This is a genomic window from Streptomyces sp. NPDC043996 (genome assembly GCF_056435225.1).
In genome coordinates, this window is record NZ_JBWKEY010000009.1 from 332,284 (window position 1) to 354,431 (window position 22,148).

Here is a 22,148-nt window from a genome sequence, read left to right on the forward strand (position 1 = left end):
GCAATAACCATGACCACCCTAGAGAGCGGCCCCGTCATCTCGGCACTCGGGACGCCGCCGGCCGCCGGCGGCAACCCGAGCCGCGCCGAGACCCGGGAACGCCTTTCCAAGGCGGCGTACGACCTCCTGGTGATCGGCGGCGGCATCCTGGGCATCTCCACGGCCTGGCACGCCGCGCAGTCGGGTCTCAGGGTGGCCCTGGTGGACGCCGGCGACTTCGCCGGCGCCACCTCCTCCGCCTCCTCCAAGCTTCTCCACGGCGGTCTGCGCTACCTGCAGACCGGCGCGGTGAAGCTGGTCGCGGAGAACCACTTCGAGCGGCGTGCGGTGTCCCGTCAGGTGGCACCGCACCTCGCCAACCCGCTCACCTTCTACCTGCCGGTGTACAAGGGCGGCCCGCACGGCGCGGCCAAGCTCGGCGCGGGCGTCTTCGCCTACTCGGCCCTGTCGGCCTTCGGCGACGGCGTCGGCCACCTGCTCTCCCCCGCCAAGGCGGCGCAGGACGTGCCGGAGCTGCGCACCGACAACCTGAAGGCCGTCGCGGTGTACGGCGACGACCAGATGAACGACGCCCGCATGGCCCTGATGACGGTCCGCGCGGCCGTCGAGGCGGGCGCCGTCGTCCTCAACCACGCCGAGGTCACCGGCCTGCGCTTCACCAACGGCCGGGTCACGGGCGCCGACCTCAAGGACCGTCAGTCCGGTGACGAGTTCGGCGTCAGCGCCCGGCTCGTCCTGAACGCCACCGGTCCCTGGGTCGACCACCTGCGCGCGATGGAGGACCCGAACGCGGCGCCCTCCATCCGCCTGTCCAAGGGCGCGCACCTCGTGCTCAAGCGGACCGCCCCGTGGAAGGCCGCCCTGGCCACGCCGATCGACAAGTACCGCATCACGTTCGCCCTGCCCTGGGAGGACATGCTGCTGCTCGGCACGACCGACGAGGAGTACGAGGGCGACCCGCGCGACGTGTCGGTCACCGAGAAGGACACCGCGCAGATCCTGGACGAGGCCGCGTTCTCCATCCGCGACCAGCAGCTGTCCCGTGACCTGATCACGTACTCCTTCGCGGGTCTGCGGGTGCTTCCCGGCGGGCCCGGCGACACCTCGAAGGCCAAGCGCGAGACGGTCGTCACCGAGGGCCGCGGCGGCATGCTGTCGATCGCGGGCGGCAAGTGGACGACGTTCCGCCACATCGGCCGCACCATCATGAAGAAGCTGGAGTCGCTGCCGGGCCACCCGCTGGGCGACGACTACGAGCCGATCTCCACGCTGCCGAAGAAGCTGCCGCTGCCCGGCATCGCCAACCCGCGCGCGGTCGCCCACCGCCTGCTGGTCGACGGCCCGGCGCCCGGCCCGCGCATGGCGCCGGACACCGCCCGCCACCTGGCGACGCACTACGGCTCGCTGTCCTTCGACATCGCCCGCCTGGCGAACGAGAACCCGGAGCTCGCCGAGCGCGTCCACCCCGACGCCCCGGAGATCTGGGCGCAGGTCGTGTACGCGCGCGACCACGAGTGGGCCGAGACGGCCGACGACGTGCTGCGCCGCCGCACGACCCTGACGATCCGCGGCCTGGCCACGGACGAGATCCGCGGCAAGGTCGAGGACCTTCTGGGCAAGAAGAGCTGATTCAAGGCCCGAGGCCCGAGGTCCAAGGGCAGTGGGTTTGGTAAGGGGCGGTCGCTATAGCGGCCGCCCCTTACTCATGCCTCTACAGGTACGCGTGTGTCTCTACAGGTACTCGTGTGCCTCTCCAGGGGTGCCATGCCACCGCTACACCCCCGCAATGTTCACCCCGCACAGTTGAAGCATGAAGTTTCAAGTGCTGTCTCTCATCTCGCACTCCCCGCACCCGCTGACCGGTGAACTGTCCACCGCCGCCGAGCGGTTCGAGGACGTCGTCGAGGTCGGCGTGGAGGCGGAACGGCTCGGGTACGACGCGTACGCGGTGGGCGAGCGGCACGCGGGGGCCTTCCTGTCGTCGAGCCCCACGGCCGTGCTCGGCGCGCTCGCGGCCCGCACGTCCCGGATCAGGCTGCTCACCGGCGTCACGGTGCTCGCGATCCTGGACCCGGTGCGGGTCGCCGAGGACTACGCGACGCTCGACCAGCTCTCGCGCGGACGCGTGGAACTGGTCGTCGGCAAGGGCGCGGAGGCGGGCCACTTCAACCTGTTCGGCCTCGACGAGGCGCGCCAGTGGGACCTCCAGAAGGAGAAGTACGAGCTCCTGCGGCGCCTGTGGCGGGAGGAGAACGTCAGCTGGGAGGGCGCGTTCCGGCCCGCCCTGAGCGACGTGACGACCGTGCCGCGCCCGTACGCGGGCCCGCCGCGCGTCTGGCACGGCTCGGCGACCTCCCTCAACTCCCCCGAACTGGCCGCGCTGCACGGCGACCCGCTGTTCACGGCCAACGCCATCCAGCCGCGCGCGGCGTACGCGAAGCTGATCGCGCACTACCGCGAGCGGTTCGAGGCCCACGGCCACGACCCCGCCGACGCCCATGTGGCGGCGGGCTCGGGCGGGCTGCTCATCGCGGACAGCGCGGAGCGGGCCGTCAGCCGCTACCGGGACCTGTACGAGGCGAAGGTGCGCCAGACGTTCCGGCCCGACCTCGCGGGCAAGGCGGGCTACAACACGCCCTTCCGCACGATCGAGGACGCCATCGCCGACGGGCCCCAGCTCATCGGCTCGCCGCAGCAGATCATCGACAAGATCCTCGGCTATCACGCGGTGTACCGGCACGATCTGCAGTCCATCACGGTCGATGGGTTCGGGCTTTCGCGCGGCGAACAGATCGACACGTTGCGGAGGTTCGCGGAGGAGGTCGTGCCGGTGGTGCGGCGGGAGGCGCCGTCTACGCTGTGGCAGCCGCCCACGGGCTAGCCTGCGCGGGGCGCCCCAGACCCGCCCCTTCCCGATCCGGGGGCTGCCGCCCCCGGGCCCCCGCTCAAAGCCATTGGCGCTCCGCGCCTCGTCCTCAAACGCCGGACGGGCTGAAGATCCCCGGCCGTGGCTGCGACAGTCTTAGCCCCCCCCCCAAGGAGCCCCATGCCCATGTCCGCCGCCGCCACGCACCCCATTTCCGGGATCCCCCGTGCCGGCCTCCCCCACCACGCCGTCGTCGTCGGCGACCCGTCGCGCGCGGCGGCGGTCGCCGCGCTCCTGGACGCCGCGAAGGAGGTCTCGTACCACCGCGAGTACCGCACCTTCACCGGCACCTGGAAGGACCTCCCGGTGGTGGTCGCCTCGCACGGGGTGGGCGCGCCGGGGGCGCTGCCGCTGTTCCAGGAGCTGGCGCGGTCGGGTGTGACGCATGTCATCCGCCTTGGCACGGCGGGCGCGATCCGCCCGGGCGTCGGGGACGGCGACCTGGTGATCGCGGACGCGGCGGTGCGCGACGACGGGGTGACCCAGCAGTTGATCCCCGCCGAGTACCCGGCCTTCGCGGCGCCGGAGGCGGTGCTCGCGCTGCAGCGGGCGGCCCGTGCCGCCGGTGCCCCGCACCACCGGGGCGTGGTGTGGACGCGGGCGGCGTTCCAGCCGGGCTTCCTGCCGCTGCCCGCCGCGGCGTACGAGCGGGCGGGGGTGGTGGCCATCGAGATGGAGCTGAGCGCGCTGTACGTGTTCGCGGCCACGCACGGCCTGGTCGCGGGCGGCGCGCTGGTCGTCGACGGCGCGAACGCCGACGAGCTGGTCGACGCGGAGGCCACCGGCGGCTACGACCCCCACAAGGCCGCGGTCGCCGACGGGGTCGCCCGCGCCGCCCGGATAACCTTGGACGCGCTGCGCTCACTGGCCGCCGACGTCCCCGCGCAGTCCGGCTAGCGCCATCCCCGCGATCGCGCCCCTCGCACCACCCTTCGCACCACCCCTCGTACCCCTGGAGAACCGCACCGCATGCTCCCCATCGACCTCCTCGTCCACGGCGGCGACGTCCTGACCGTCGACGCGTCCGGCACCGTGGTGCCCGACGGCGCCGTCGCCGTGCGCGCGGGCGAGATCGTGGCCGTCGGCCCGGCCGCGCGCCTGCGCGCGGAGTACGACGCGGTCGAGGAGATCGACGCGCGCGGCTGCCTCGTCCTGCCGGGGCTCGTCAACGCGCACACGCACCTGGGGATGACTCTGCTGCGCGGCACCGCCGACGACGTCACGCTCCAGGAGTTCCTGGAGCGCGTGGTGCCGCGTGAGGCGGAGCTGCTCTCCGCGGAGACGGTCGCGGTGGGCACCCGGGCGGCGATCGCCGAGTCGGTGCGCGGCGGGGTCACTACCGCGCTCGACATGTTCTGGTTCCAGGAGGCCGCCGAGGCCGTGGCGCGCGAGGCCGGGTGGCGTCTCCTGACGGGGCCGACGTTCATGGACGTGCCGGGCCCGCCGGACGGCCGCCCGTACGCGGAGCGGCTCGGCTGGGCGGGCGCGTATCTGGCGGGCCGCACCCCGGCGCCGGGCACCCGTCCCGTCGTCTTCGCGCACTCCGCGTACACGCTGGCGCCCGAGCAGCTCGCCGCGATCACCGCGCTCGCGCGGGCCCATGACGCGCTGCTGCACCTGCACGCCGCCGAGAACGCGGCGGAGGTGGCCACGGTCACCGAGCGGTACGGCATGCGGCCGGTGGAGCTGCTCGACTCCCTTGGCGTGCTCGGCCCGGACACGCTCCTCGCGCACGCCGTCGACCTGACCGACGGCGAGATCGCGGCCCTCGCCCGCACCGGCACGGCCGTCGCGCACTGCCCGGCCTCGAACCTGAAGCTGGGCTGCGGCATCGCCCGCGTGCCCGAGCTCCTGGCCGCGGGGGTCACCGTCGGCCTCGGCACGGACGGCGCGGTCAGCTCCAACACCCTGGACGTCCTTGGCGCCGTGCGGCTCGCCGCGCTCGTGCACAAGGCGGGCGGCGACCCGACGGCCGTCGGCGCCGAGCAGGCCGTGCGGATGGCGACGATCGAGTCGGCGCGGGCGCTCGGCCTCGGCGACCAGCTGGGCTCCCTGGAGCCGGGCAAGCGCGCCGACCTGATCGTGCTCGACCTCGCCCGCCCGCACCTGGCGCCCCGCCACGACCCGTACGCGACGCTCGCGTACGCCGCGGCGGCCGCCGACGTGCGCGACACCGTCGTCGACGGCCGCGTCCTGATGCGCGACCGCGCCCTGCTCACCCTCGATGAGCGACGCGCCCTGGCCGCACTCCAGGAGGCCGTCGCCCCGTCCGCGCCGGTGCGCGTGCGATGACCCCCGAGCGCCCCGCGCCCACGCGCGGCTTCACCGGCCGCGCCCGCGCCGCCGACCGCGACCCCCGGCTGCCCCCGGGGCAGTACGACGCCCGTGACACCTGGCCGGTGCTTTCCGCCGAGGTCACGCCGCGCCTGGCCGCCGCCGACTGGACGTTCCGCGTCGCCGGGCGCGTGGCCAACCCGCGCTCCTGGAGCTGGGACGAGGCGCACGCGCTGCCCGCGTCCGAGTACCGGGGCGACATCCACTGCGTGACCAGCTGGTCCAAGTTCGGGGTGCGCTTCGGCGGCGTCAGCGTGGACGCGTTCCTCGCCGCCGCGGGCGGCCCGCTGCCGGACGCCACGCACGTTCTCGCGTACTCCCACACCGGCTACACCGCGAACCTGCCGCTCGCCGACGTCACCGGTGGCAGGGCGTGGATCGTCTGGGAGTACGAAGGGCGGCCGCTGGCGCCCGAGCACGGCGGCCCGGCCCGGCTGATCGTCCCGCACCTGTACTTCTGGAAGAGCGCCAAGTGGATCGCGGGCCTTGAGGTCCTCGACCACGACGAGCCGGGGTTCTGGGAGAAGAACGGCTACCACCACCGGGGCGACCCGTGGCGTGAGGAGCGTTACGCCGGTGACTGACAGCTCTCCACGGCCGTTCGTGCCCCCGACGGCCTTCGCCGTGCCCGGCCGCATCGCGGTGAGCGAGCAGGCCGCGGCCCACTGGCAGCCCGCGCTGATCACCGAGATCCGCCGCGAGACGCCCGCCGCTTCGACGTTCCGGCTCAAGGTCCCCCAGTGGCGGGGTCATCTGCCGGGACAGCACCTGATGCTGCGGCTGACCGCCGCGGACGGCTATGTCGCCCAGCGCCACTACTCGCTGGCCTCGGCGCCCGACGACAGCGGCGAGATCGAGCTGACCGTGGACCACGTGGCGGGCGGCGAGGTGTCGGGGCATCTGCACACCGTCGCGGCCGTGGGCGACACCGTGGAGGTGCGCGGCCCGCTGTCCGGGTTCTTCGCCTGGCCCGGCGACCGGCCCGCGCTGCTGCTCGGCGCGGGCTCGGGCGTGGTCCCGCTGATGTCGATGATCCGCCACCACCGGCGGGCGGGCCTCGGCGTGCCGCTGCGTCTGGTCGTCTCGGCGCGCACCCGCGAGGACCTCATCTACGCGGCCGAGTACGGCGCCGAGACCGATGTCCTGCTCACCCGGTCCGAAGGCCGTCTGAGCGCCCGGCACCTGGCGCACCACCTCGGCGCCGGGCGGCCCGCGGGCGGCTGGGAGGCGTACATCTGCGGCTCGAACGGCTTCGCCGAGCACGCCTCGCGGCTCCTGGTGGACGGCGGGCAGCCCGTGGACCGGATCAGGATCGAACGGTTCGGCTGACCCGTGGCCCGGGCAAGGGCCATAATCATCCGATACATCCGACGTCTGAGTCACTGGGGCGAGGTGCCATGGCGGTCACGGACGAGGCCATCGAAAAGATCAAGGGCATGATCGTCTCGGGCGCGCTGCGCCCCGGCGACCGGCTGCCCAAGGAGAGCGAACTCGCCGCGGAGCTCGGCCTGTCCCGCAACTCGCTGCGCGAGGCGGTGCGCGCGCTCTCCCTGATCCGCATCCTGGACGTACGCCAGGGCGACGGGACGTACGTCACCAGCCTGGACCCGCAGCTGCTGCTCGAAGCGCTGAGCTTCGTGGTCGACTTCCACCGCGACGACACGGTCCTTGAGTTCCTCGCCGTGCGCCGCATCCTGGAGCCGGCCGCGACGGCCATGGCGGCCTCGCTGATCAGCGAGGCGGAACTGGACGCGCTCACCGAGCAGTTGGACGCCCTGGGCGCCGAGCCTTCCGTGGAGGAGCTGGTCGCCTGCGACCTGGAGTTCCACCGCGGCATCGTCAAGGCGGCCGGCAACTCCGTGCTGTGCTCGCTGCTGGACGGCCTCTCCGGGCCGACGACCCGGGCCCGCGTCTGGCGCGGCCTCACCCAGGAGGACGCGGTGAGCCGCACCCTGCACGAACACCGGGCGATCCTCGGCGCGCTGCGCGACCGGGACGCGGAGGCGGCCAGGTCCTGGGCGACGGTGCACATCGCGAGCGTGGAGCAGTGGCTGCGCTCGACGCTCTGAGCGCGCCTGCCCGGCGCACCCCTGTGCCGCGGGCTCGGCGGGACGCTCGGCGTGGCACTCGGCGTGACACTCGACGGGACAGGAGTGACGGGCAGCTGACCTGGGCAGTGATCCGGCACTCGGCGTCACCAGGGGGCTGCGGAGGCCCCCGCGGGACGCCGTAAGGTTGGGGCGTACTTAGAGGAGAACGTCGGAAGGAGGCCTGGGTGATCGAGCTCGAGGGGGTACCCGAGCTGATCGACCCGGTCATGGTGGCCGCGTTCGAGGGCTGGAACGACGCCGGCGACGCCGCCTCCACCGCGGTCGCGCATCTCGACAAGGAGTGGAAGGGCGAGGTGTTCGCGGCGCTGGACGCCGAGGACTACTACGACTTCCAGGTCAACCGTCCCACGGTGTGGCTGGACGGCGGAGTGCGCAAGATCACGTGGCCGACGACCCGGCTCTCGGTGGTCCGCGTAGGCGGCGAGAAGCCGCGTGACCTCGTCCTGGTGCGGGGCATCGAGCCGTCCATGCGCTGGCGCTCGTTCTGCAACGAACTGCTGGGCTTCGCCCACGAGCTGGGGGTCGAGCTCATCGTGATCCTCGGCGCGCTCCTGGGCGACACCCCGCACACCCGGCCGGTCCCGGTCAGCGGCGTCACCTCGGATCCGGACCTGGCGCGCACCATGGACCTGGAGGAGACCAAGTACGAGGGCCCGACGGGCATCGTCGGCATCCTCCAGGAGGCGTGCACGCACGCGGGCGTGCCCGCCGTCAGCCTCTGGGCCGCCGTGCCGCACTACGTCTCGCAGCCGCCGAACCCGAAGGCGACGCTCGCGCTCCTGAACCGCCTGGAGGACCTGATCGACCTCAGGATCCCGCTGGGCGAGCTGACGGAGGACGCGCGGGCCTGGCAGCTGGGCGTCGACCAGCTGGCCGCCGAGGACAGCGAGGTCGCCGAGTACGTGCAGTCCCTGGAGGAGGCGCGGGACACCGCGGAGCTGCCGGAGGCGTCGGGCGAGGCCATCGCCCGGGAGTTCGAGCGCTATCTGCGGCGGCGTGACGGGGGTGGGCCGGGTCCCGGCCAGGTCGGCGGGGTTGGCGGGGTCGGCGGGGTCGCCTCGGAGGGCGACGGGGCGGCGTATCTGCGCGACGCCCCGAGCGAGCGCACCCGCCCGCCGAAGCCGCAGCCCCGCCCCGAACCGGGCCCGGAGTCCGGCACGGGCCCCGCGCCCAGGCCCACGACGGGCGACAAGCGGGACGACGACGGGGACGAGGCGCGCCGGGACGAAGCAGGGCCGGACGAGGCGCGGCCGGACAAGGGCCAACCCGACAAGGCCCGACCGGACGAGGCCCGACCGGACGAAGCACAGCCGGACGACTCCCCCTCCGAAGAACCTCCCGAGGGTCCATCCGGAACCTCGTCCGGAGATTCGTCCGAGGACTGAGCACCCGCGTCGGCAGACGCACCGGCCCGTCCGGCCCCAGGGGCGGCACCCGCGAGGGTGCCGCCCCCGCGTGCTTTCGCACACCGCCCGCCCCAGGCGTCTCGCTCACCTTTGGCCGGTTTGCGGCGTGACATGGATTAATCGGTGAATTGCACACGGTTCCCCGGTCAACTTCTCTTCAAACGCAGTTGGGCGAAAGGGGTCTGGACGTCCTGGCGCGTCGGTAGCAGGGTGTGCAGCGACCGAACGCCCGGGGCGGCAATCGAAGGGAGCGGTGAAGTGATGACCGACCAGGTGGGGCACGGTGGCGATCCGGGAGGCAGCGGCCCTGGACCGGACGGAGCGGGATTCACCTATCGGGCGGCCGAGCGCGAACTCATCGTCGTCGCACGGCCGGAGGCCCGGCTGCGCGCCCAGGAGCGGGGCGTCCGCTCGGCGTCGGGCGCTGACCTGTCGGCCCTGAACATGTTCCTCAGCGACGAACAGCTCGCCTTGGAGCCGCTGTTCGGCGGCGAGGACCGGCTGCGGGCGGCGCCGGGCGCCGTCGAGGACGTCACCGACCTGACGCTGTTCTACCGCGTGCGCGGCGGCGACGACCGCGCCGATGAGCTGCGGGCCCGGATCGCGGCGCTGCCCGGCATCGACACCGCGTACGTCAAGCCCGGCGCGGTGCCCGCCACGCTCGGCGCCCTCGGCCGCCACGGCGGCACCGGGGAGCCGGACGAGACCCGGCGCCGCAAGGAGGGCGCCCCGGTCACCCCCGACTTCAGCGGCCGCCAGGGCTATCTGCGCCCGGCGCCGGAGGGCGTCGACGCGCACTGGGCCTGGCAGCGGCTCGGCGGCGGCGGCGAGGGCGTGACCGTCATCGACATCGAGGGCGCCTGGCAGCTGAGCCACGAGGACCTGGCGGCGAAGCTCGCGGGCGTGGTGATCGGCACCCCGATCCAGGACCTGGCGTGGCGCAACCACGGCACGGCCGTCATCGGGGTGATCGGCGGCGACCGCAACGCGTTCGGCGTCACCGGCATCGTGCCGGACTCGGTGACGGCGGCCGCGTCGTTCCTGCCGAGCGGCACGGCGGCGACGATCCACGCGGCGGCGGACCGGCTCGCCTCCGGCGACGTCATCCTGATCGAACTGCACCGCCCGGGGCCGAGGTTCGACTTCGAGGAACGCGACGACCAGCGCGGCTACATCGCCCTGGAGTGGTGGCCCGACGACTATGCGGCGATCCGCTACGCCACGGCCAGGGGCATCGTCGTCGTGGGCGCGGCGGGCAACGGCGCCGAGTCGCTCGACGACGCGGTGTACGAGCGCCGTCCGGACGAGTTCCCGTCCTGGTGGCGCAACCCGTTCAACCCGTCCAACCCGTCCTCCGACGCCGTCCTGGTCGGCGCGGGCGCGCCGCCGCCCGGCACCCACGGCCGCGACCACGGCCCGGACCGCTCGCGCCTGGCGTTCTCCAACTACGGCGCCCGTCTGGACGCGCAGGGCTGGGGCCGTGAGACCACGACGTCCGGCGGCTTCTGGAACCAGCCGGGCGACCTGCAGGGCGGCGTGGAGGAGATCGCCTGGTACACGGACACGTTCTCGGGCACGTCGTCGGCGTCCCCGATCGTGGTCGGCGCGCTCGTCTCGCTCCAGGGCATGCTCAAGGCCGCGGGCCAGCAGCCGATGACGTCGACGCACGCGCGTGACGTGCTGCGGGCCACGGGCTCGCCGCAGCAGGACGGCCCGGGCCGGCCCGCCTCCCAGCGGATCGGCAACCGCCCCGACATCAGGGCCGCGGTGACCAAGCTGCTGCCGTCGGCGGTGGGCTCGGGCCGCGCCGAGCGCTACTGGGACGAGCTGATCCCGTATCCGCCCGAACTCCCGCCGCGCCTGCGGCTCTTCGTGGCCGGGGAGTGGCGGAACCTGAACCACCCGACGCCGGAGATCCGCCAGGCGGTGCACTCCGCCTTCGCGAGCGGCTCCCCGGACGTACGCGTCTGGTTCTCCGACGACGAGGTCGTGGGCCTGGTCGTCACCGGCTGAACCGGCACGGCACGGCACTGCACGGCACGTACAGGAAACCAGGAAGCCTGGAAACCAGGCACCAGGAAACAAGGCAACGGACCGACCATTGAGGGAAGGTGGCACCCGCATGAGCACCACCCCGCAAATGAGTCAGCTGGGCCAGCAGTACGGTCAGCAGCCCTTCGGCTCGCAGCAGTACGGCCAACAGCAGCCGTTCTCCCAGCAGCAGTTCTCCCCGCAGCAGTACGGCCAGCAGCCCTTCGGCCAGCAGTACGGCCAGCAGGGCCCGAGCACCGCGCCCCCGCAGACCGGCCAGCAGGGCCAGCGGCAGACGTTCGGGCAGCCGGGCATGTTCCCCGGCCAGCAGGGCATCGGCCAGCAGCAGGGCCAAGGGCAGCAGTTCCCGGGCCAGCAGACGCAAGGCCAGCAGATCCCGCCGCACCTGCGCCAGCAGATGCAGCAGCTCGGCCAGCAGCCGCCGTTCCAGCAGCTGCTCCAGCAGCTCGGCCAGCAGCAGGTCCCGCAGGCGCAGGCGCCCACGATCTCCACGCAGGCCCTGTCGGGCAACGTGGCGGAGAGCTTCTGGGACGTCCTCCAGCCCCTGCCCGGCCAGGCGACGCTGCTCTATCTGTACGTCGACGGCGACTGGCGGGTGTTCATCAACCCGCTCGACCGCACCCGCGACCAGGTCCAGGAGGCGTTCGCGTACGGGCAGCCGGTCATCGGCTACTACGACACCAACAACCCGGGCATCCTGCTCGCCATCGTGATCACCAAGTGATCCGTACGGCAGGAGCGTGAGGCGTACGTGCGACGGCGGCGCCGGGCGGAATGGTTCCCGCCCGGCGCCGCTCGCCGTGTCCGTGTGCCTACAGGGCCACGCCCAGCAGCGCGTCGACGGCGCGGGACACCACGCCGGGCGCGCCCTCGTCCGTGCCGCCCTCGGTGTCCTGGCGGGCGGCCCAGCGGTCGACGGCGGCGAGCGCGGCGGGCGCGTCCAGGTCGTTGGCCAGGGCCTCGCGCAGCTCCTCGACGAGGGCGTCGGCGCCGGGGCCGTCAGGACGGGACACGGCGGCGCGCCAGCGGCCGAGGCGCTCGACGGCGTCCTGGAGGACCTGGTCGGTCCACTCCCAGTCGGCGCGGTAGTGGTGCGCGAGGAGCGCGAGCCGGATCGCGGCGGGGTCCACGCCGTCGCGGCGCAGCTTCGACACGAACACCAGGTTGCCCTTGGACTTGGACATCTTGGCGCCGTCGAGGGCGACCATGCCCGCGTGGACGTACGCCTTGGCGAAGGGGTGCTCGCCGGTCAGGGCCTGCGCGTGCGAGGCGCCCATCTCGTGGTGCGGGAAGGCGAGGTCGGAGCCGCCGCCCTGGATGTCGAAGCCCATGCCCAGGTGGTCGAGGGCGATGGCCACGCACTCGATGTGCCAGCCGGGGCGCCCGGGGCCGAGCGAGGCGCCGTCCCAGCTCGGCTCGCCCTCGCGGGCGGCCAGCCACAGCATCGGGTCGAGCGGGTTCTTCTTGCCGGGCCTGTCCGGGTCGCCGCCGCGCTCGGCGGAGAGCAGCCGCATGGCGGCGGCGTCGAGCCCGGAGACCTCGCCGAAGTGCGGGTCGGACTCGACGGAGAAGTAGACGTCGCCTTCGAGCTCGTAGGCGGCGCCGAGGTCCCGCAGGCGTTCGACGAGCGGCACGATGCCGGGTATCGACTCGACGGCGCCGACGTAGTGCTGGGGCGGCAGCAGCCGCAGGGCGGTCATGTCCTCGCGGAACAGCGCGGTCTCGCTCTGCGCGAGCTCCACCCAGTCCTTGCCGTCGCGGTTGGCCCGCTCCAGGAGCGGATCGTCCACGTCGGTCACGTTCTGTACGTAATGAACCTGCCGCTTGGTGTCGAGCCACACGCGCTGCACGAGGTCGAACGCGTTGTAGGTCGCCGCGTGACCCATGTGGGTCGCGTCGTACGGAGTGATCCCGCAGACGTAGAGACGGGCGACGGGACCGGGCTCGAGGGTGACGAGTCCACCGGTCGCGGTGTCGTGGATCCGGAGGTCGCGGCCCTTGCCGGGCAGGGCGGGGACCTCAGAAGCGGGCCAGGCATACATGCCCTGAGCCTAACCGGATGCACCGTCCACATACGACCCCGGGATCGTGATCACCTCGCGGACGTGTCCGGGCGGCGTCACACGGGCGGCCTCCGGGGGCGGCGTCACACAGGCGGCCAGGGAATGGCGGGCCACTCGCCCGAGGGCGCGGGGTGCCGCCCGGCGGCGAGCAGCGCGTCCACGCGGGCCCGGATGGCCGCCACCTCGGCGGACGTGATCAGCTCGGCGAGCCGCGCGGCGAGGGGCCGCTCGGCGCCGAGCGCCTCCCGCAGGGCCCCCAGGCGGGCGACGGCCTCCTCGGTGAGCTTCTCCCCGGCCCACCCCCACAGGAGCGTCCGCAGCTTGTCGTCGACGTGGAAGGTCACTCCGTGGTCGATGCCGTACAGCCGCTCTTCGACCCCCACCAGCAGGTGCCCGCCCTTGCGGTCCCCGTTGTTGATCACGGCGTCCAGGACGGCGAGGCGCCGCAGGCGGGCGTCGTCGGCGTGCACGAGCAGCGCCGTGCGCCCCTGACCCACCTCGGCGAACCCGACGGCCTTCCAGCCGTCCCCGGGCTCCTCCCCCTCGACCAGCGCGAGCAACTCGTCACCGCCGCCGTCGCCGTCACCCTCCGGGTCGGGCGCCTCGATCCACAGCTGGACCATGCCCTGCCCGTAGGGCCCGTCCCGCAGCACGGTGGGCGGCACGAGCCCCCATCCCAGGGCCTCGGACACCTCGTAGGCGGCGACCTCGCGCTGGGCGAGGGTGCCGTCGGGGAAGTCCCACAGGGGCCGCTCCCCGGCGACGGGCTTGTAGACGCAGGGCACCGACTCGTCCGCGTACGCGGCCGTGCAGTACAGCACCGCGTTGGACGCCTCCCGGATCTGTCCGCGCACGGTCAGCTCGCCCCGGGTGAGCAGCTCCGCGACGGTCAGGCTCCCCGTCGGTATCCGTTCTGGCGCGGGCATACGTGTCCTTCCGGGTCGAGCGGCAGGCTGCACAGCGGGCACGGCGGGCGCCCGGCGTTCACGACGTCCAGGGCGCGCTTGGTGAAGGCCCTGGCCTGTGCGCCGGTCAGCCGGACGCGCAGCATCGGGGGGCCGTTCTCCTCGTCCTGCAGGAGCCTTTCCTCCGCCTCCGCGAGGTCTTCCTCGGAGTCCGCGTCCAGCTCGACGAGGGCCTGCGCCTCGACGATCATCCGCTCGGCCTCGCCGTCCCAGGCGAGCGCCATCGTGCCGACCCGGAACTCCTCCTCGACGGGCGAGTCGAGCGGGGCGCTGTCGGTGATCTCGGCGGGCGCGACGGCGGGCACCGGGGCGCTGCCGCCGCTGCGGCGCACGACCTCGTCGAGGAGCTCCTCCATGCGCTCGGCGAGCGCGGCCACCTGGGTCTTCTCCAGGGCGACGCTGGTCACGCGCACCCCGGCGGACGCCTGCAGGAAGAAGGTACGCCGCCCGGGGAGCCCGACGGTTCCGGCCACGAAGCGTTCCGGCGGGTCATAGAGGAACACCTGACGGGACACGTCCTGTCTCCATTGGAATCGACTGCATGTTCTTGACGCGACAACTGAACTGAACCCTACTGCGGGAGACGATCACGGTCATCGCGCGTCTCACGGTGCGCCCGCGTCGCCCCCCACCTGAGCATCCTCGCTCGCGGGCGCCGCGCGCGGGGCAAGGGCCGCGAAGTCCCCGGTGTCCCCTAGGCGGACGAGGAAGGGGCGCAGCCGTGTGTAGCGGATCGCCGTGATGGAACAGGGCTCTACGGAGATGCGCTGAAAGAGGTCGAGATGCAGTCCGATGGCGTCGGCGACGAGGGATTTGATGATGTCGCCGTGGGAGCACATGAGGTACACGGCGTCGGGGCCGTGATCGCGCTCCACGCGCGCGTTCCACTCGCGTACGGCCTCGGCGGCGCGGGTCTGCATGGCCCGCAGGGACTCGCCGCCGGGGAAGGCGGCGGCGGACGGGTGCTGCTGGACGACCTCCATCAGGGGCTCGTCGGCGAGCTCGGCGAGCTTGCGGCCCGACCAGTCGCCGTAGTGGCACTCGCCGATGCGCTCGTCGGTGTGCGCCCTGAGCTCCGGGCGGGCCGCGAGGAGCGGCGCGAGGGTCTCCTGGCAGCGCTCCAGGGGGCTCGTGACGACCTCGGCGAGGGGCAGCGCGGCCAGGCGTCCGGGCAGCGCGGCGGCCTGCTGGGCGCCGCGCTCGTCGAGCCTGACGCCGGGGGTCCACCCGGCGAGCAGGCCCGCGGTGTTGGCGGTCGAGCGTCCGTGCCGGACGAGGATCAGCGTGGGCATGCCCGCCACCCTAAGCCGCCGACCGGGTGCGGCAGCAGTGCCGCTTGGGAAGAATGCACCACGTGATCGTCGACTGTGCCATCTACCAGCACGGGCGCCGGACCAAGGGGCCCGATGACTTCTCCGACGCCCTGGACGAGGCCCGCGCGGCGGGGGACGCGTTCGTGTGGATCGGCCTGCACGAGCCGACGGAGGACGAGTTCGACCTGGTGGCGGAGGAGTTCGGGCTGCATCCCCTGGCGGTCGAGGACGCCCTGAAGGCACACCAGCGGCCCAAGCTGGAGGTGTACGACGACTCGCTGTTCGTGGTCTTGAAGCCGGTGGTGTACGAGCCGGACAGCGACACGGTGACGTCGGGCGAGCTCATGCTCTTCATGGGCGACGCCTTCGTGGTGACGGTCCGGCACGGCGAGGGCGCCCCGCTCAGCACCGTACGACACCGTCTGGAGGCCGATCCCGAGGTCCTGGGGCACGGCCCGACGGCGGTGCTCTACTCCATCGCCGACGCCGTGGTGGACCACTATCTGGAGGTCGCGGACGAGCTGCAGGCGGACCTGGAGGGCCTGGAGGCGGAGGTGTTCTCGCCGGACAGCGGCGGCTCGCGGCACTCGGCGTCGCGGATCTACCGGTTCAAGCGCCAGATCCTGGAGTTCCGGCGGGCGACGGGGCCGCTCGCGATGCCGGTGGCCCGGCTCGCGGGGGTGGGCGCGGTGGGCCGCGCGGTGCCGTTCGTGAACGCGTCGGCGCAGCCCTATCTGCGGGACGTCCATGACCATCTGACGCGTGTGAACGAGTCGGTGGAGGGCCTGGACCGCCTGGTCACGGACATCCTGTCGGCGCATCTGGCGCAGATGAGCGTGCGCCAGAACGACGACATGCGCAAGATCTCCGCCTGGGCGGCCATGGCCGCGGTACCGACGATGATCGCGGGCGTCTACGGCATGAACTTCGACCACATGCCCGAGCTGCGCTGGTGGTGGGCGTACCCGGCGGTCATCCTGCTGATGGCCGCCCTGGAGGTCGTCCTGTTCCGGACGTTCAAGCGCCGCGGCTGGCTGTAGTCCACGCCCACGCCCACGCGCGCGTGGGCGTGGGCGTGGGCGTCAGGCGAACTCGGGGGACGAGGTGGCGGGACCGCCGAGGGCGTCGCGCCGCTCGGGCATCTTCAGGCTGACCATCTTGCGCCAGCCGCCGAGGCGTTCGTACGCGTACATGGCGTGGATGCCGAGCGCGAGCGTTCTGGACTTGAGGGGCGGCCAGTGCAGGATGCGGCCCATGTGCTCCATGACGGCGAGGCTGACGTCGCGGTAGACGCGGATCTCGACCAGGGCGCACTCGCGGAGGGTGCGCTGGATGGTGCGGCCGTGCCCGGCGCGGGCGAGGCTGAGCAGTTCCTCGTGGCAGTACGCCAGGTGGTTGTCCTCGTCGTTCGAGATCATCTTGATGGCCTTGCCGACCTCCGGATGGTCGGCGAAGTACCTGCGGAGCATCACCATCTGGTCGGCGGCCCGCTGTTCGGTGACGCGGCTGTGCGACAGGTACGTGATGATGTCCCGCTCGGTGAGCCGCTCGTCGGCGCGGAGCTTGTCGTGCGCCAGGCCGATGCCGTGCTGCTCCAGGAGCAGTGTGTAGTCCGTCTCGTGCGGGACCTCGCGGGGCTTGAGGCCGCGCTTCTTCAGGAGCGCGTTGAAGATCCGTCCGTGCTTGTCCTCGTCGGCGCCGTGCCGGGTGATCTTGGGGGCGAGGTCGCGCTGGCTCTCGGGGACGAGGGCGGCGATGCGCCCGTTCTCCCAGCCGCCCTGGGACTCGCCGCTGGCCGCGATGGAGCAGAACAGCCGGAACGACTCGTCGTCGCCGATGATCTCCTGGAAGAGGCTCTTGGCCGAAAGCATCGCAGGCACCTCCATGCCTTCACAGACCACACGGGCTTCCGCACGGACTTCCGCGAAGACCACGGACTTCCGCAAAGAAGGAGTCAAATGCGGGGCGCGTCAGGAGGCAACAGGTGTACGGGTCAGCTCAGCCGAACGAAGGACCCACACCGCCGAACGGGGCCGTAACCGGAGGGCTCGTCACGGCGTTGTGCTCCATGACGGCCGTGGCGGGGAAGACCCCCGAGCCCCCACCACGGCCGCGGAAAATTCCCCCGCTTGTGCCCTAGGGCCTGTCGTCAAATCCCCCGCCGTTCGCCCGAAGGGCGGGCCGCGCGGCGTCTGGTGCGTGCGATCGCAAGGCGCCGGAAGGTCCTCGTAGCGGAGCTACTAGGGCCTTTCGGCAACGCGGCGAGCGTGCGTGCCAGGCGCCGCGCGGCAGGCGGGGGATTTGACGACAGGCCCTAGGCCAGTCCGGCCCGCTCCAGGGCCTCGGTGCCCGCCCGCAGCGAGGCGAGCCGCTCCTCCAGCGTGAAGCCCGCGGGCGCCAGCGTGAGCGTGGTGACCCCGGCCTCCGCGTAGACCCGCATCCGGTCGGCGACGCGGCCGACGGAGCCGAGCAGCGTCGTGGAGTCGATGAGGGAGCGCGGCACGGCGGCGGCCGCGCCGTCCTTGTCGCCGGACAGGTACTTGTCCTGGATCTCGCCCGCCTCCTTCTCATAACCCATGCGGCACGCCAGCTGGTTGTAGAAGTTCTGCTGGCGGCTGCCCATGCCCCCTACGTAGAGCGCGGTGTACGGCCGGAACATGTCCGCGAGCGCGTCGACGTCCTCGTCCTTGCCCACGGCCAGCGGCAGCGTCGGCACGACGTCGAAGCCGTCCATCGTCTTGCCCGCCTTCTCGCGCCCGGCGCGCAGGTGCCGCAGCGCGGTCTCCTCCAGGTGCTCGGCGGCCGGGAAGATCAGCAGGGCGCCGTCGGCGATCTCGCCGGTCTGCTCCAGGTTCTTGGGGCCGATCGCGGCGATGTACAGCGGGATGTGCTCGCGCTGCGGGTGCACCGTCAGCTTGATCGGCTTGCCCGGGCCGCCCGGCAGGGGCAGTGTCCAGTGCTCGCCGTCGTGCGTGAGGCGCTCGCGGCTCATGGCCTTGCGCACGATCTCGACGTACTCCCGCGTGCGGGCCAGCGGCTTGTCGAACTTCACGCCGTACCAGCCCTCGGAGACCTGCGGGCCCGAGACGCCGAGGCCGAGGCGGAAGCGGCCGCCGGACAGCGAGTCGAGCGTCGCGGCGGTCATCGCCGTCATCGCGGGCTGCCGGGCGGGGATCTGGAAGATCGCGGAGCCCACGTCGATGCGCTCGGTCTGGGCCGCCACCCAGGAGAGCACCGTGGCCGCGTCCGAGCCGTAGGCCTCGGCCGCCCAGCAGACCGCGTAGCCCAGCTTGTCGGCCTCCTTCGCGACGGCGAGGTTGTCCGCGTCCATTCCGGCGCCCCAGTAGCCGAGGTTGATCCCGAGCTGCATGACCGCATCCCCTTACCCGTGAGTAACGTCTCTGTGCCGGGACTGTAGCGCGCGGGCCCCCGATCCGGCAGGGGCGGGCGCTCAGGTCGTCCGGGGGCGGGCCAAGGGGGTCATCGGGTTGTCCACAACCGCGCGTTTGTCCACAGCCGCACACGACGTCGATACCCGGCCAGTAATGTCGCGCCCATGGAGCAGAGGCATCTCGGCCGTACGGGTCTGCGCGTGTCCCGGATCGGGCTCGGCACCCTGAACTGGGGCCGCCCCGAGGAGACCGGTGAGAACGACGCGGCGGACCTGTTGAAGGCCTTCTGGGAGGCGGGCGGCACCCTCGTCGACACGGCCGACGTGTACGGGGACGGTGGCGCCGAATACCTCCTCGGGCGGCTCATGGAGCGGCTCGTGCCGCGCCGCGACCTCGTCATCGCCACGAAGGCGGGCAGCGTGCCGGACCCCGACCGCCGCTTCGACGGCTCGCGCGGCCACCTCCTGACAGCCCTGGACGCCTCCCTCGCCCGGCTCGGCACGGACCATGTGGACGTGTGGCAGGTCCACGCCTTCGACCCGGAGACACCGCTGGAGGAGACGCTCCAGGCCCTGGACATCGCGGTCAGCAGCGGCCGCGCGCGGTATGCGGGCGTGTCCAATTTCAGCGGCTGGCAGCTGGCGAAGGCCGCCACCTGGCAGCTGGCCGCCCCCGGCGTCCGCACCCGCATCGCCAGCACCCAGATGGAGTACTCCCTCCTCCAGCGCGGCATCGAGCGCGAGGTGCTGCCCGCCGCGCTCGACCTGGGCGTGGGCCTGCTGCCGTCGTCACCGCTCGGCCGCGGCGTCCTCACCGGCAAGTACCGCCACGCGACCCCCGCCGACTCTCGGGGCGCCTCGGAGCAGTTCGCGCCCTTCGTCGCGCCGTATCTGGACGAGGCGGCGAGCCGGGTCGTGGACGCCGTCGCGATAGCGGCGGACGGGCTCGCCGTGACTCCGCTCCAGGTGGCGCTCGCCTGGGTGCGCGACCGCCCCGGCGTGTCCGCCCCGATCGTCGGCGCGCGCACCGCGCAGCAGCTCGCGGCGGCTCTGTCAGTGGAGACCCTTAGTCTTCCTGACGAGATCTGCCAGGCGCTCGACGACGTGTCAGCGCCCGTGCACCGCTACCCAGACCAGGACTGGAGCACGTTGTGAGTACGGAGTCCGCCGCCGCGGAGGTTGCCGAGCCGAGCGCCCCGGAGGCCCGGGCGGAGCCCGAGGCCGGGGCCGCCGCACCGGAGACCGCCGCGTCGGACGCTGACGCCGGGGCCGCCGGGGCCGCCGGGGGTGACGGTCCCGAGGGTGCCGCGGAAACCGCCACGGACACCGCTGTGGACACCTCCGTGGACGCCTCCGCAGACGCCTTCGTGGACGGCGAGGCCGACGGCGAGGGGCAGGCCGCCCCCGAGGACGGCACGGGCAGCGAGGCGAAGGCGGACGAATCGGCGGCGGGCGAGTCGGCGGCGAACGCGGACGGCGGTGGGGCCGAGCTCTCCGAGGCCGAGGCCGAGCTGGCCGCCCAGCGGGAACTGCGGCAGCGGATCGAGGAGCGCAAGGCGGCCAAGGGCGCCCCGGTGGCGGCCGGCGCCAAGCTCCAGGGCACGGCGGCCGACCTGCTCGCGGCGGTGCGGGCCGTGGAGAGCGGCGACAAGCCCGCCGCCTCCGCGTTCCGCGCCCCCGAGCCCGTCGCGCCGCGCAGGCCCGCGCCGGAGCCGGTGCGGCGCCCGGCCCCCGAGGCTCCGGCCGCCCCGGCCGAGCCCGCCGCGGACGCCGTCGCCGCGGTGGCGGCCGTGCTCACCGAGGGCGGAGCGCCCACCACGCTCGCGGCCAGGGCGGCGGCCCTGCTCGGCGAGGGGGCGGCCGAGCGGCTGCGGGCGGATCCCTGGCAGCTGCTGCACGTCACGGGCGTGCGGCCCGAGCAGGCCGATGGATTCGCGCGGGCCCTGCTCGGCGGCGGCTGCGAGCCCGGGGACGAGCGCAGGGGGCGCGCCCTGACCGTATGGCTCCTCGAGCAGGCCGCGCTCGCCGGTCACACGGCGCTCGACGCGGCGGCGCTCACCGCCGCGCTCGGTCAGCGCGCCGTGCCGGACCCGGACGAGGCGGTGCAGAGCGCGCTCGCCGAGGGCGACGTGCTCGTCTTCCAGGACGCCCTGGAGGAGGCCGCGCAGAGCGCTCCGCCCGCGCGCCGGGCCCCCGCGCAGGAGAGCGCCGAGGCCACCGAAGGCGAGGCGGACGAGGCGGACGAGGCGGAGGCCGCACCTCCGGTCCGTGTCCTGTTCGGTCTGGAGCGGTATGCCCTGGCGGAGGAGTCCCTCGCCGACGGTCTCGCGCGCGTGCTGAACTCACCGCCGAAGGAAGACGGTTCGGGCCGGGGAGCCGAGGCGTGGGAGGCCGCCGCCGGCGCGGCCTCGGGTTCCGCCGCCGAGCTGATCCGCGCGGCCGCTGGGCACGGCCTGGTGCTGCACACCGGCGGTGAGGCGGCCCGCGCCGAGCCCGCGGCCCTGGTGGCGGCGGCCCGTTCGCTCGGGCTGCGGGTGTGTGCGGCCGCTTCGTGCGCGGACGGCAGCCGACGCCTCGCCGCGCTGGTGGGCGGCGCCGATGACGCCGAAGGCACGGTCGTGACCGTGGGCGGGCTGCTGTCCGGGCAGCAGGGCCCGGGGCGGGACGCGGAGGGCGCGCTGGCCGTGGACGTGCTGGTGGTCCTGGACGCGCCGCAGCTGGACGTGGAGGCGGCGGCGATGCTCGTCGAGTCGCTGCCGGACGGCGTCCGCCTCGTGCTCAGCGGCGACCCCGGGGTGCTGTGGTCAGCGGGTCCGGGCCGGGTCTTCGCCGACCTGCTCGCGGCGCGGGCCTGCCCGGTCGTCGTCTCGCGCACCCCGGACCCCGGTCCGATCGGGGAGCTGGTGTCCGGTGTCGGCGTCGGTGAGCTGGGCGAGGTCGCGGCGCCGGACAAGGAGGTCGTGATCGTGCCGGTGCGGGACGCCGCCGAGGCGATCCACCGCACGGTGCAGCTCGTCGCGGACTCGGTGCCGCGCGCGATCGGGGTGCCCGCCGAGCAGACGCAGGTGGTCACGCCCGGCCACGGTGGCGCCGCGGGCACGCGCGCGCTGAACGCGGCGCTCAAAGAACGGCTGAATCCCGGCCCCGGCCGGTTCGGCGGCTTCGACCCCGGTGACCGCGTCGCCCACGCCCCGCTGCCGGGCCGCACCGCGCTCGGCCATGTCGTGCGGGCCGACGCCCAGGGGCTGCATCTGGAGTGCGACGGGGCTCCGGTGATCGTGCCGAAGGAGCAGGTGGAGCAGAGCGTGCGCCACGCGTGGGCGCTCACCGCGCACCAGGCGGCGGGGCGCCGCTGGCCCGCCACGGTGGTCGTGCTGCCCGGCGACACGACGGCGGGCCTGACCCGCCCTTGGGTCTACACGGCCTTCAGCCGTGCCGAGCGCCATCTGTCGGTGGTCCAGGGCGTCGGCCAGGCCCTGCCCCAAGCGGTGGCGGAACGCCCGGCCAAGGAGCGCACGACGCGGCTCCGGGCGCTACTGCGGCCCCAGCCGCCGCAGGCGGACTAGTCCGGCTGGGCCCGCAGGCGG

19 protein-coding genes are annotated in these 22,148 nt (G+C 73.5%); 13 read left to right on the forward strand and 6 right to left on the reverse strand.

Annotated elements, in window-relative coordinates; genetic code table 11:
* Positions 1-9 precede the first annotated feature (9 nt).
* The 10 genes from AC07A4_RS24720 (at position 10) to AC07A4_RS24765 (ending at position 11,553) form a co-directional block, all read left to right on the forward strand.
* Entirely contained in the window at positions 10-1,629 is a 1,620-nt protein-coding gene (locus tag AC07A4_RS24720; RefSeq protein WP_478602276.1) for a glycerol-3-phosphate dehydrogenase/oxidase, read from the forward strand.
* Positions 1,630-1,810: 181 nt separating this feature from the next.
* Positions 1,811-2,881: an LLM class flavin-dependent oxidoreductase gene (locus tag AC07A4_RS24725; protein ID WP_478602278.1), complete on the forward strand. Its 1,071-nt coding sequence runs from the start codon at positions 1,811-1,813 to the stop codon at positions 2,879-2,881.
* Between the two features lie 165 nt (positions 2,882-3,046).
* Positions 3,047-3,823, forward strand: a complete 777-nt coding sequence (locus AC07A4_RS24730) for a phosphorylase family protein (RefSeq protein ID WP_478602280.1) — start codon at positions 3,047-3,049, stop codon at positions 3,821-3,823.
* Positions 3,824-3,895: 72 nt separating this feature from the next.
* On the forward strand, positions 3,896-5,218 hold the full coding sequence (locus AC07A4_RS24735; RefSeq protein ID WP_478602282.1) for an amidohydrolase: 1,323 nt from the start codon (positions 3,896-3,898) through the stop codon (positions 5,216-5,218).
* Positions 5,215-5,844 carry a sulfite oxidase-like oxidoreductase gene (locus AC07A4_RS24740; protein WP_478602284.1) on the forward strand — a complete coding sequence of 210 codons (630 nt, stop codon included), beginning with the start codon at positions 5,215-5,217 and terminating at the stop codon, positions 5,842-5,844. The genes AC07A4_RS24735 and AC07A4_RS24740 overlap by 4 nt, the downstream gene beginning before the upstream one ends.
* The gene (locus AC07A4_RS24745) at positions 5,837-6,589 is read left to right on the forward strand and encodes a ferredoxin reductase (protein WP_478602286.1); all 753 of its coding nucleotides are present in this window, start codon (positions 5,837-5,839) and stop codon (positions 6,587-6,589) included. Before AC07A4_RS24740 ends, AC07A4_RS24745 begins: the two co-directional genes overlap by 8 nt.
* A 68-nt stretch (positions 6,590-6,657) precedes the next feature.
* Positions 6,658-7,329, forward strand: a complete 672-nt coding sequence (locus AC07A4_RS24750; protein ID WP_478602288.1) for a FadR/GntR family transcriptional regulator — start codon at positions 6,658-6,660, stop codon at positions 7,327-7,329.
* Between the two features lie 206 nt (positions 7,330-7,535).
* A complete protein-coding gene (locus AC07A4_RS24755) occupies positions 7,536-8,756 on the forward strand; it encodes a PAC2 family protein (RefSeq protein WP_478602290.1) in 1,221 nt (406 codons plus the stop codon).
* A 282-nt stretch (positions 8,757-9,038) separates the two neighbouring features.
* The gene (locus AC07A4_RS24760; RefSeq protein ID WP_478602291.1) at positions 9,039-10,790 is read left to right on the forward strand and encodes a S8 family peptidase; all 1,752 of its coding nucleotides are present in this window, start codon (positions 9,039-9,041) and stop codon (positions 10,788-10,790) included.
* Between the two features lie 109 nt (positions 10,791-10,899).
* The gene (locus AC07A4_RS24765; protein WP_478602293.1) at positions 10,900-11,553 is read left to right on the forward strand and encodes a hypothetical protein; all 654 of its coding nucleotides are present in this window, start codon (positions 10,900-10,902) and stop codon (positions 11,551-11,553) included.
* 88 nt (positions 11,554-11,641) lie between these two features.
* On the opposite strand, the gene mshC is transcribed toward AC07A4_RS24765, so the two are convergent.
* The 4 genes from mshC to AC07A4_RS24785 form a co-directional block, all read right to left on the reverse strand.
* Positions 11,642-12,871: a cysteine--1-D-myo-inosityl 2-amino-2-deoxy-alpha-D-glucopyranoside ligase gene (gene mshC / locus AC07A4_RS24770; RefSeq protein WP_478602295.1), complete on the reverse strand. Its 1,230-nt coding sequence runs from the start codon at positions 12,869-12,871 to the stop codon at positions 11,642-11,644.
* A gap of 104 nt (positions 12,872-12,975) precedes the next feature.
* Entirely contained in the window at positions 12,976-13,818 is an 843-nt protein-coding gene (locus tag AC07A4_RS24775; RefSeq protein ID WP_478602296.1) for an SCO1664 family protein, read from the reverse strand.
* Positions 13,782-14,372, reverse strand: coding sequence for a DUF3090 domain-containing protein (locus AC07A4_RS24780; RefSeq protein WP_478602298.1), 591 nt, complete (start codon positions 14,370-14,372; stop codon positions 13,782-13,784). Before AC07A4_RS24780 ends, AC07A4_RS24775 begins: the two co-directional genes overlap by 37 nt.
* A 90-nt stretch (positions 14,373-14,462) precedes the next feature.
* Positions 14,463-15,149 (reverse strand): histidine phosphatase family protein, encoded by a 687-nt coding sequence (locus tag AC07A4_RS24785; RefSeq protein ID WP_478602300.1) that lies wholly within the window; start codon positions 15,147-15,149, stop codon positions 14,463-14,465.
* 62 nt (positions 15,150-15,211) lie between these two features.
* On the opposite strand from AC07A4_RS24785, the gene corA reads away from it, so the two are divergent.
* On the forward strand, positions 15,212-16,210 hold the full coding sequence (gene corA, locus AC07A4_RS24790) for a magnesium/cobalt transporter CorA (RefSeq protein ID WP_478602302.1): 999 nt from the start codon (positions 15,212-15,214) through the stop codon (positions 16,208-16,210).
* Positions 16,211-16,252: 42 nt separating this feature from the next.
* Here corA and AC07A4_RS24795 read toward each other — a convergent pair whose 3' ends face one another.
* Together AC07A4_RS24795 and AC07A4_RS24800 are read right to left on the reverse strand one after the other, a co-directional pair.
* Positions 16,253-17,041: a ferritin-like domain-containing protein gene (locus tag AC07A4_RS24795; RefSeq protein WP_478602304.1), complete on the reverse strand. Its 789-nt coding sequence runs from the start codon at positions 17,039-17,041 to the stop codon at positions 16,253-16,255.
* A 443-nt stretch (positions 17,042-17,484) separates the two neighbouring features.
* Entirely contained in the window at positions 17,485-18,540 is a 1,056-nt protein-coding gene (locus AC07A4_RS24800; RefSeq protein ID WP_478602305.1) for an LLM class F420-dependent oxidoreductase, read from the reverse strand.
* A gap of 186 nt (positions 18,541-18,726) precedes the next feature.
* On the opposite strand from AC07A4_RS24800, the gene AC07A4_RS24805 reads away from it, so the two are divergent.
* Together AC07A4_RS24805 and AC07A4_RS24810 are read left to right on the forward strand one after the other, a co-directional pair.
* On the forward strand, positions 18,727-19,716 hold the full coding sequence (locus AC07A4_RS24805; protein ID WP_478602307.1) for an aldo/keto reductase: 990 nt from the start codon (positions 18,727-18,729) through the stop codon (positions 19,714-19,716).
* Positions 19,713-22,127 (forward strand): helix-hairpin-helix domain-containing protein, encoded by a 2,415-nt coding sequence (locus AC07A4_RS24810; RefSeq protein ID WP_478602309.1) that lies wholly within the window; start codon positions 19,713-19,715, stop codon positions 22,125-22,127. The genes AC07A4_RS24805 and AC07A4_RS24810 overlap by 4 nt, the downstream gene beginning before the upstream one ends.
* Positions 22,128-22,148 lie beyond the last annotated feature (21 nt).

Excerpts from the sequence above, each read along its gene's own strand:
- AC07A4_RS24785 (WP_478602300.1), bottom strand. The coding sequence starts at position 15,149 with ATGCCCACGCTGATCCTCGTCCGGCACGGACGCTCGACCGCCAACACC.
- AC07A4_RS24750 (WP_478602288.1), top strand. The coding sequence starts at position 6,658 with ATGGCGGTCACGGACGAGGCCATCGAAAAGATCAAGGGCATGATCGTC.
- AC07A4_RS24720 (WP_478602276.1), top strand. The coding sequence starts at position 10 with ATGACCACCCTAGAGAGCGGCCCCGTCATCTCGGCACTCGGGACGCCG.
- AC07A4_RS24725 (WP_478602278.1), top strand. The coding sequence starts at position 1,811 with ATGAAGTTTCAAGTGCTGTCTCTCATCTCGCACTCCCCGCACCCGCTG.
- AC07A4_RS24805 (WP_478602307.1), top strand. The coding sequence starts at position 18,727 with ATGGAGCAGAGGCATCTCGGCCGTACGGGTCTGCGCGTGTCCCGGATC.
- AC07A4_RS24795 (WP_478602304.1), bottom strand. The coding sequence starts at position 17,041 with ATGCTTTCGGCCAAGAGCCTCTTCCAGGAGATCATCGGCGACGACGAG.
- AC07A4_RS24740 (WP_478602284.1), top strand. The coding sequence starts at position 5,215 with ATGACCCCCGAGCGCCCCGCGCCCACGCGCGGCTTCACCGGCCGCGCC.
- AC07A4_RS24775 (WP_478602296.1), bottom strand. The coding sequence starts at position 13,818 with ATGCCCGCGCCAGAACGGATACCGACGGGGAGCCTGACCGTCGCGGAG.
- mshC (WP_478602295.1), bottom strand. The coding sequence starts at position 12,871 with ATGTATGCCTGGCCCGCTTCTGAGGTCCCCGCCCTGCCCGGCAAGGGC.
- AC07A4_RS24760 (WP_478602291.1), top strand. The coding sequence starts at position 9,039 with ATGACCGACCAGGTGGGGCACGGTGGCGATCCGGGAGGCAGCGGCCCT.
- AC07A4_RS24765 (WP_478602293.1), top strand. The coding sequence starts at position 10,900 with ATGAGCACCACCCCGCAAATGAGTCAGCTGGGCCAGCAGTACGGTCAG.
- AC07A4_RS24800 (WP_478602305.1), bottom strand. The coding sequence starts at position 18,540 with ATGCAGCTCGGGATCAACCTCGGCTACTGGGGCGCCGGAATGGACGCG.
- AC07A4_RS24735 (WP_478602282.1), top strand. The coding sequence starts at position 3,896 with ATGCTCCCCATCGACCTCCTCGTCCACGGCGGCGACGTCCTGACCGTC.
- AC07A4_RS24730 (WP_478602280.1), top strand. The coding sequence starts at position 3,047 with ATGCCCATGTCCGCCGCCGCCACGCACCCCATTTCCGGGATCCCCCGT.